Source organism: Shewanella sp. 125m-7 (genome assembly GCF_052977045.1).
Window position 1 is genome coordinate 61,397 of record NZ_JBRILQ010000022.1, and the last position, 10,582, is coordinate 71,978.

Consider the following 10,582-nt stretch of genomic DNA (forward strand, 5'->3'; position numbering starts at 1 on the left):
TACTCCTTGTCGTTTTCGACTATATAGTTGTTATTGTTATTATTATTGTTAATCGACCCAATGTAACACATCTTTAATCACCGACCAGCGGGGCTTTTTCGGTTTAGCATTTTCACCTAGAATCCAATAGCCATATAGCTTATCCACATAACCTGAAGATTTTTGCAGCTCCAACCAACTATTTAAAAAAGTTTGTAGTGAAGCATTGTCACGGGCCACCGCATAAGATGCTGGAAATGATTTAATCTCTTCTCGATTATACAGTGTGGTGTATTCTGGATATAAGATGGTCCAAGTTTTCCCTGCCTCTAGACTTATCAACAGCCCATCCCAATTCTTACCATCATCCTCAAAAAACTGGCGATCAGATTGGATGGTGTCAAACTCCATATTGGCAAATGTCTCCTCTAAATGAGGGATAATCGAGTAACGTCCAACCGACGCGATGCGGATCTTATCGGCCTCGAGGATCTGCTTGTCAGTTTGAAACTCATCTGCGCGGTAATCTTTCACCACAAAAGCGTAATGCAGATCCAGTACTGGAGTCGTAAAGCCGACTAACTCAAGCCGTTGGGTCGTCATCTGTAATCCTGATATCGCAATATCAAACTGGCCTTGATTGATCCCCTCTAAAACATTACTGAAAGTATAAGGAACAAATGCAATTTTAAGATCCATCTCTAAGGCTAGCTTCTTCATTAGCTCAACATCAAACCCCACTAACTTATTTTCTGCATTGTAGAAAGAAAACGGCACTTGTATTGGGTTATAGCCGACTCTAAGCACGCCGCTTTCTTTTATTTGTTGTACGCTGCGTGGTCCATCAGCTACTGCTAAATCAGCCCAATTGTATGCGGTTACTTGATCTGGCACTTTTTCCGCAGCGCTCATCTGTGCCACGACATCATCCATCTCATAGTCAGTATCAACTATTGAGCTTAATAGCCAACTCGCTCCCAGCAAGCTCAAACCAAATACAACCGGAGTTAAAGCGCTATAAATGACTAAGCGTTTCATACTGACTTTAGCAATGCCCACCAGCATAGCCGTACCGCCTACAGCTAATATAAAGATATTCATTGCCGCTAATAATGAGGTAAAACGACTCGTAAATAGACTCGAAACCATATATAGCTGAAATAGATCAGAGGAAAGCTCTAATGAATCAAGCAGCATTGGAATGGTTAAATAAACACTGCCAAATAAACTCACTAACCCATTTATCGACATAGGCAGGTAAGTTAAAAAGTCTATCTCCGAGCCAGAAAACCAAGCCGCAAACAGCACAAAAACAATCGTGAGCAACTTTCCAAGGTTCGGAAAACTAAATACCACCGGAATAATAATATTGGCATAATCATCACTTTGCTGGCTGCCGATATTATATTTATGGAATAACTCTTTAGTGCGCTCGATTAAAATCGGGATCACGATAAAAATATTTCCAGCAGCAAATGCTGTGATCATGGCATCTTTTGCAATACCGGTTATATCACGGTAAGAGAATGGGGTGATCACCGCGAGTATGGCCGGTAATACCCAATACGTTAAAATTATCGTCATCACCACATGCGCAACAAAATACACCTGTAGTTTTTGAAACTCATCAAAGTCCATCGTCCCCGCCGTTGCTGCTGTCATGGCGAAAATACCTATAGGCATCAACTTGACGATGCTTTGAGTCACTTTATTAAATGATTCTCCCAAAAGCTGCATCGGCTTCATAAGTGAGTCTTTGTTATCGATAGAAATTAGCGCAATACCTGTGGCAACGCAAAACACAACAATGGCTGGTATATAGCTATTAGACAACGAGAAGAAAGGGTTCGATGGAATATAAATATCCAATAAATTGACTGAGCTAGGATCTTCTAGTGCTGTTAAACTAAAAAACTCACCAGCCTGCCAATCGGGAAAAGTGTACTTAATAAAGTACATTGTCATTAGACCAAAGAACCAGATCACCAACATTAGCTTACCGACTTTCACACCGAGCGATTTAGCTTGCTCCATACTTAGACTGCCTAAGCTAGAAATCAAAGATACGATAATGTAAGGAATAATCGTCATCTGCAGTAACTTGATAAAGGCATCACCTATCACTGACATCCAAGCTAACATCTCACCGAAAAATAACCCTGCTGCGATACCTGCCGCAAATGACAACAACACCAAGGTCGACATGCTCATTTTTTGTTTTGGCTTATCGGTATCCTGGGGCGCTTGTTTTGGCTCTACCGCTGCAGCTTTACTGGTCATTTAATGTCTCCTTGCTGACCCATATCTGCTGCCTCACGTTGACAGTCATTAATGGCGTCTTGATAACACTTAAGGTACTGTAAAATCTTATCCTCTGGCTTAAATAGCTTAGCTGCTCGCTCTCGCCCAGCCTCACCCAAATTTTGTTGCATCTGCGGATCAGTTAAGATGTGCTCCATTGCTTTTGCCATACCTAGCGCATCATCAGGATCAAACATAAAGCCTGTTTGGCCTTGAGCAACAACCTCAGGAACACCATCGACGTTGCTGCTAACGGTAGGAACGCCGCAAGCCATTGCCTCAAGTAACACCATACAGAAAGACTCTCTATAACTCGGTTGGATCATGCAGTCAGCATTAGGAAGATAATGCTCAACATGGGTAACATCTCCCACAAAGACGACATGCCTTAAAATCCCCAACTTTTCACATTGCTGTTTGATGCCATCAATGTCGGGCCCACTACCCAGCAATACCAGTCGCGCTTTGACTTTTCTAAGTAACAGGTGAAATGAACGGATCACGGTATCGCTGTTTTTCAGCGGCCTAAAGTTAGACACATGCATCACAATTTTCTCATCGTCTTTGGCTAACTGTCTTCGGGTATTGATATCCGCATGCTCTGGCGAAAAGACATCCAAATCAATAAAGTTATGGATAACATCAATCGACTTACTTTTATCAAAATGACTGTAGATATAGTTGCGTTGATAACTTGAAACCGTGGTGACTTTACTGCTTTTATGGATACTAAAACGGTTAAGTGGATATAGAGGTTTATCTTGACCAACAATCGTCACATCAGTGCCATGAATGGTAGTGATAGTTGGGAACTTATGTTCGGTGATTTCACCTGCTAAATATGCACAAAGAGAATGGGGAATAGAGTAATGCGCATGCACGACATCTAACTTAAATTGTTCCACTACTTCAACAATTTTGGCCGTTAATGCGAAGGTGTAAAGTGGATCGGCAAAGAGCGGATAATTAATCGCTTCTACTGAATGAAAGAATAAGCGTTCTGAATCTTCTATCAATTTAAAAGGTCGTACACTGGAAATAAAGTGGACTTCATGGCCAAGCTTTGCAAGCCCAAGCCCTAATTCTGTTGCCACGAGCCCCGATCCACCAATACTGGGGTGGCACACTATCCCTATGCGTATCTTCGACATAAATTTATCGCCACAATCAAAAGAGTTAAAAAAATGTTACCGCGCTAGAAAACTTAGCATCGTTAGAGACTTAATCCAAGAGAATAATGACTGGCTACTTTTACGGTAAAAAAACTCACTCCTCTAGCTTCAACACAAGACTCATCTACTGATATCAATCCCTATTTTTGTTATGAGGTCATCATTTTTCAGCCATTATTTGAATTGCAAAATGCGAACACTTAGCTCAACCCCATCAAGATAACCGCTTAACCCCATGATAAACAAAGCATTAGCTTTATGGCACAGCTTATGCTTTATCTCATTACCTCGATAATAGGACCGTGAGAGATGCATAATGAAAATATCCACATCAATGCCATTAAAATGCTGGCCCGCTTTACTTATTTGTCTGTTTGTTTCAGCTAATGTTGTTTCAGCCAATGCCAATGCATCTGACCCGTTTAGTGCATGCCCTACTGAAGCCTTTGTTATTCAAAAACAGTCCAATACCCCAAAGAATTACGGCGTGAATCTCGCAACGGGTAGCTATGTGGTGTTGTCTGAAGACATGGGAACGGGGAATGGGTATAACGGTGTAGGATTTAACTATCATGATAATTACCTTTACGGATGGGATTATGCGACGGGGTCATTAGGCCGTACAGGTAACGATTATCAAATCGTCTCTCTTTCTATTAATAAAGACTCTTCAGCTGCCACTGCGGGCAATTTCTTTGTGGGCGATATCGCCATCAATGAGAATGTTTGGTATGGCTATAGAAAAAATAAAGGATTATTTAAAATCCCCCTCGATAATCCGACGAGCTACACCATGGCTCTCGTGCCAGGCAGTGCGGCCTTTGCTAGCTATAACATTACCGACTTAGCCTTTCATCCCACCGATGGCTATATGTACAGTATCAGCAATGGCGCTTCAGGTAAGCTATTAAGAATCGATCCCGCCACAGGCGAATCGACCAACCTTGGCACCGTCATTACATCAACGTCAGGTAGCTTTACCTTTGGTGCACAGTTCTTCGACCCTAATGGCAACCTGTATGTCAGCAACAACAGCAATGGGTATATCTACAAACTCAATGTTAACTCAGCCTCTCCCAGCGCAGTGTTATTCGCCTACGGCCCTGCATCCTCAAGTAATGATGGTGCCCGCTGTGCCTTAGCCGAAGTCATTATCGGCGATGATGTCGACTTTGGTGATGCCCCCGACTCCTACGGAACCCTTTTAGACGCAAACGGTGCTAGGCACACCATCAGCGATAACTTGTATTTAGGCACCAGCGTCGATAATGAGTCCAATGGTTATCCATCACCACTGAGTGATGACGCGAGTGATCATTCCGATGATGAAGATGGCGTATCGATGCCAACCGGGTTTGAAGTAGGTGAAAGCGCGATTTTATTGGTTACCGCCAAGGGTAGCGAGGGCTACCTAAATGCATGGTTTGACTGGGACAGAGACGGCAGCTTTAGCTCCGATGAGCAGGTCATTACTGGTGAGAGTGTCAGTGACGGACTAAATACCATTAGTATCGATGTGCCTAGCTGGGCAAAGGCTGGCTCAGCTTGGGCGCGCTTTCGCCTAAGCACACAACAAGTAATCAACCCAACCGGTGGTGTCGGTGACGGGGAGGTCGAAGATTATGCCGTCACGATAACAGAAACCGGAGTGACTATTAATTACTACCCCTCGTCTTCCACTTATACCACCCTCGCCTTTGAAGATCTTTACCCAGATCAAGGTGACTTCGACATGAACGATGTGGTTGTTCAGCTACGTATTATTGAGTACGTCAAAAACGATAACGTTAGACGTATCGGCTTCGAGGCACAATTAGCCGCCATGGGCGCCGCTTACCACAATGGCTTTGCAGTCCACTTACCCGGCGTGAGTCGCAGTAAAATTAAAGAATCTGTCATCAGCTGGTCTATTGATGGGGTCACTCAAACAGAGTCACCACTTGAAACGGGGCAATCTAACGCAGTATTCGTGTTTACTGAAGATCTAAAACAGTACGTAACACTCGAGCAAGGCTGCCTATATCTGCGAACAGAAACGGGGTGCGAGACCACCTATAGAACCACTTGGTCATTTGAGATCCCCTTTGAAAGCCCTGTAGATGAAAGCCTCGTTCCTGCTTTTCCATACGATCCCTTCATCTTTGCAACTCCCAATACCGATCATGGTTTGGCAGCGAAAAACGTTGTTGGTGCTAATCCGGGTCGTCAATTAGAGATCCACCTTAAGAACCTAGCACCGACAGACAAGTTCTCTACTAACTATTTTGGTGCACGAGATGACTCTTCAGATCCCAGCGCATCTCAGTATTTCCAAGATGAGAACGGTATGGCCTGGGCAATAGAAATCCCTGTGACTTGGAAGCACCCTAAAGAAAATCAACGTTTAGATAATGCCTATACAGAATTTGTAGATTTTGCAGCAGACAGTACAGGTAATACTAATCCTACTTGGTATGAAAATGCTGATAACGCTCTAATCTTTAACAACTAAGGAGCATGCTATGAATAATAAAATAAACCGCTTTATCACTATTCCTTACCGCTTACTGGCATTTCTCGTCCTGCTAATTACCGCATGTGGTGGAGGGGGTGATGAAGAAGGAGGGACTCCAACGCCAGTCCCCGTTGAGACCACGACTATAACGACAACGACTACTGACACCACAACGGATCCCGAACCTGCGGCCAATCCAACATCACTAGATAATTTAACCGTTGATGCAGATAACAAGTTGCAATCAGCCTACATCTTAAAAATCGATATAGATAAAGGTAATAGTGATCGCGGCTACTTTTCTCTTTGTGATGATTACCAAGCTCAAGGTAGCGGATATGCCGTCAACTTTAATTCATGTTTATTTAGAGGCCCGTTAACAGACGGAAAACTAACCAAAGAGATTAAAGTCGCTAACCATGAAAGCCTATTGATTGCCGTTATTTGGTTTTATGAAGGCCAAGCACCTGAGTTTTTGGAATGGCGTTATGTGTCAGATAGTGAATCGCAAATTATCACTATGAACTAGTGGCTAGCGTATGTGAGTTAGCAAAGAAAACTAAAGCTAAATAGGTAATGTGTAACGTTTTCCTCCCCATACAGTCTCATTAGTAATGAGTTATTAGTAAAAGTCTTGGCAGAGATGAGCCTCTCCAGTCATCGCTGCTAAAGGCTTTTACGGCCATCATCGAAAATAAGTCAGCGAGGACAGGTTTACGCCCAACCTTGTCATCGCAAGGCCCTTGTTTAAAGTAGATGCACTCTGACAAATGGCTTTCCCCTTGAGTGTTATAAGGTAAGTCTTGGAAGGACTGTTAATCTTCTTCCCTTATTCTTACGTGAATTATTCTTACGAGCCTATTTGTTAAGTACTTATTCTTACGTGGCTTATTCTTACGTGCCTATTTGTTCTGTACTTATTCTTATGTGGCTTATTCTTACGTGGCTATTTGTTCTGTACTTATTGCTCCGTAATTTATTGTTCAGTGATTTTGTGATCACGGCGATAGAGCAACCACTCTTCGATAATCTCTCTATCAGGCAACCTGTTGTGATGACGTATTACAACTGATATCAACAGTGCCAAAATCAATATTCAGGCGCTTCACGCTGGGGTCATGTATTGCAAGAGTGAGCGCACATCACCATAGTCAGTATCAGCTTTAACAGAAAATGGGAGTCTAGCCTCACCATTGAGCAAAACTATTCAGGCGCTTCACGCTGGGGTCATGCATTGCAAGAGTGAGCGCACATCACCATAGTCAGTATCAGCTGTTAACAGAAAATGGGAGTCTAGCCTCACCATTGAGCAAAACATGCCAGGGATGACTTTAATATCAACCGCATCGAGCGTTATTCAGCATTGGTACATGAAGCGAAAGTGACAGCCGTTATCGTGCAGACTCAAGTGTTAGAAAAAGATTAAGCGCCATTAAACAAATACATAAATCCCATAGGTGAGGTGTCACTTGCCTCGCTTATGGGAGCTAAAACAAGCATTAAGTCTTTTGTAGGATAAATCGCTAAACTGTTCGCCTTCTGTCTAGAACACTATATTTCATTAATAAATTCATATCGCTAAAAAATAATTTCATTTAAGCGTACACGCGTAAGCTTATGAAATTTTTAACGTAAATCTTCAAAACGAAACAGAATTCCAGTTAAAATCCAAACAAGCGTTTAAATTTATCGTTTGAAAATTTGATCTAGCGCTCATTTTGTGACGTAATGTGAAGCATCACTTCTGGTCGGACGAGCATTTAATATGAGCATTAGAACTAAACTAAAAAAAGTATTGCCAAGCATTTCTACCACTGAACAAGAGGCACTCGATGCCGGTGACGTGTGGTTAGAGGGTTCGATTTATCAAGGTGTACCAGACTTTGCCGCCTTACGAGATATTCCTGTCGCGACACTGTCTAGCGACGAGCAAGGCTTTCTCGATGGTCCTGTCGCGACCTTGCTAGAAATGGTCGATGACTTTGAGATCCAGCGTAGTAAACATTTACCCGAAAACATTCTTAACTTCCTAAAAGAAAATAAGTTTTTCTCACTGATTATTCCAAAGTCTTTCGGTGGCTTAGAATTCAGTCCTTATGCTAACTCGACCATCGTTGCCACTATTGCCGCTAAAAGCTCGGCTGTAGCCGTCACCGTCATGGTGCCAAACTCACTCGGTCCGGGTGAATTGTTGATGCATTACGGTACCTCTGAGCAACAAGATTATTGGTTACCGCGCCTTGCTAAAGGTCAAGAGATCCCTTGTTTTGCACTAACCAGCCCCGAAGCCGGTTCTGACGCAGGTGGCATTCCAGATATTGGTACTGTCACGATGGGCGACTACCAAGGTGAGCAAGTACTGGGCTTAAGCGTCACCTGGGACAAGCGTTATATCACCCTTGCGCCAATTGCCAGTGTATTAGGCTTAGCGTTTAAAGTTGAAGATCCAAATGGTTTACTCGGCGGTAAAGAAAACTTGGGCATTACTTGTGCGCTTATTCCTCGCTCACATCCTGGGGTACAACTAGGTAATCGCCACGATCCTATGGGCATTCGTTTCTATAACGGTACTACTCGTGGCGAAAATGTGTTTATCCCGATGGACTTCATCATCGGTGGCCAAAAGAACATCGGCCGCGGCTGGGCAATGTTGGTTGCTTGCTTAGGCGCTGGACGCGGGATCTCATTGCCAGCACTTGGCGTATCTGTCAGCCAAGCGTCATTTAAATCATCCGCTGAATATGCTGCTGTACGTGAGCAGTTTGGCTTATCGATTGGTAAATTTGAGGGCATTCAAGAAAAGCTCGCCGATATTGCCGGTAAGACTTACCTGCAAGAAGCGATGCGAGTACTGACGACTGAAGGGCTAGGTTTAGGGTTAAAGCCTTCTGTGGTCACCGCTATTGCTAAATATCACATGACCGAGCTTGGCCGTGATGTACTCGACTCTGCAATGGATATCCAAGCGGGTAAAGCGATTCAGTGTGGCCCACAAAATACCTTAGCCTCTGGCTATGTCGCTCAGCCCATTGCGATTACGGTAGAAGGCGCCAATATTCTTACTCGTAACCTAATGATTTTCGGTCAAGGTGTGATGCGTTGTCACCCGTACCTACAGACAATGGTGGAGTCTATCCACTCAAACGATAAAGGTGCTGACAAAGAATTTAATAGCATTTTACGTAAGACAATTGGTTACAGCGTGAGTAACAGCTTACGCGCCTTCAAGCTGGGTTTACTGCCTTTCACCGCTGCTGCAGGTTCAAACCTTGCCGAAGTTAAACCTTATGAACAATCAGTGCATAAGCTCGCCTCAAAGCTGGCTGTTTACGCTGACTTCTCGCTATTAGTGCTCGGCGGTAAACTCAAGCAAGCAGAGATGCTATCAGCACGTCTTGGTGATGTGATGAGCTATCTGTACGCAGCTATGGCGTCTATTCGTTATTACGAGAAGAAGCTTAGCGCTAGCGAACAAAAAGAAGCCGCACCGTACTTCCACTACGCTACCCGCTGGTCACTTTGTCAGGCAGAGAAAGCCTTACTGGATTTCTTAGATAACTTCCCATCATCAGCTACACGTAAGTTTATGCGTTTAATCACCGTGACTTATTCGGCGAAGATGCCAAAAATCAATGACAATTTAGTGCGTGAATTGGCAGAGCAAGCTCAGCTCAATACTGAGTTTAAGAAAAATCTGACGCACCTAATTAAGCCTGTTGCGGGTGATGGTAACGACATTAATGAGCAAGCTTACCTAGCTAAAATGGCGTGTTTACCGCTGCTTGCTAAAGTCAAAAAGGCTATTCGAGCTAAGACGTTTAAGCCAGGTATCAGATTTGCATTGACCTTAAATGCCGCACTTGAAGCAAAAGTGATTAGCGAAGCTGAGCACAAGCAGCTGCAAGACTACAACCTTAAGCGCGAGCGTGCTATTCGAGTCGATGAGTTCGATTTTGATATGAACCTAATTAGCGACAAGCCAGATTTAAAGATCGCGAACTAATTGCTAGTTAATCGATAGCGGTTACAAACAAGCATTACAAAGCCACCTTCGGGTGGCTTTTTTGGCTTCGAATGAAGCTGATTACATTTTTTGTTGGTGCTACCAAGTGGCCAGTTTGAACTTGTTACTTCATGGCTATCAATCGCCTGCAGCGGGCATATGTGCAGACACTGCCGTGACACGCAGCAAGTCCATCCTTGGAAGCTCGGCCATGACGAATAGCATCCCTGCTAAAAAGCCAGTTCGGCACCCTGCCTCTCGCTCGAAAGCTTGATAACTCCGTCATCTCTCACCAGAACATGGACGGTCACTGCCGTATCTACACCGGATAATTGGTGTTTCATTTAGGGAGTAGTGGCTTAATGTCTAACGCGGAAATGCCCCAAAACGTGTTTACCTTCGAATGAAGACTGATTACATTTTTAGTATCGTTGCTAAATGGTAGCGTGCTTGAATTTGTAGCTTCATGGTTATCAAGCGCCTGCAGCGGGCATATGTGCAGACACTACCGTGACACGCTGCAAGTCCATCCTTGGAAGCTCGGCCATGACATCCCTGTCATGGACGGTCACGGCCGTATCTACACCGGATAATTGGTGCACTAATTTGGGCTATAGCGGTTTGTTGTCTAAC

At 43.8% G+C, this 10,582-nt stretch carries 5 protein-coding genes; 3 read left to right on the plus strand and 2 right to left on the minus strand.

Annotated features, from left to right (window positions below; genetic code table 11):
- Positions 1–48: 48 nt before the first annotated feature.
- Entirely contained in the window at positions 49–2,259 is a 2,211-nt protein-coding gene (locus ACVBIL_RS11840; RefSeq protein ID WP_447167176.1) for a cation:dicarboxylate symporter family transporter, read from the minus strand.
- A complete protein-coding gene (bshA, locus tag ACVBIL_RS11845) occupies positions 2,256–3,431 on the minus strand; it encodes an N-acetyl-alpha-D-glucosaminyl L-malate synthase BshA (protein ID WP_447167177.1) in 1,176 nt (391 codons plus the stop codon). Before bshA ends, ACVBIL_RS11840 begins: the two co-directional genes overlap by 4 nt.
- A gap of 337 nt (positions 3,432–3,768) precedes the next feature.
- Between bshA and ACVBIL_RS11850 the strand changes: the two genes are divergently transcribed.
- The 3 genes from ACVBIL_RS11850 to ACVBIL_RS11860 all read left to right on the plus strand — a co-directional run bounded on the left by ACVBIL_RS11850 (position 3,769) and on the right by ACVBIL_RS11860 (position 9,949).
- Positions 3,769–5,943 carry an LruC domain-containing protein gene (locus ACVBIL_RS11850; protein ID WP_447167178.1) on the plus strand — a complete coding sequence of 725 codons (2,175 nt, stop codon included), beginning with the start codon at positions 3,769–3,771 and terminating at the stop codon, positions 5,941–5,943.
- 10 nt (positions 5,944–5,953) lie between these two features.
- On the plus strand, positions 5,954–6,475 hold the full coding sequence (locus ACVBIL_RS11855; protein WP_447167179.1) for a hypothetical protein: 522 nt from the start codon (positions 5,954–5,956) through the stop codon (positions 6,473–6,475).
- Positions 6,476–7,711: 1,236 nt separating this feature from the next.
- Entirely contained in the window at positions 7,712–9,949 is a 2,238-nt protein-coding gene (locus ACVBIL_RS11860) for an acyl-CoA dehydrogenase (protein ID WP_447167180.1), read from the plus strand.
- Positions 9,950–10,582: the final 633 nt, after the last annotated feature.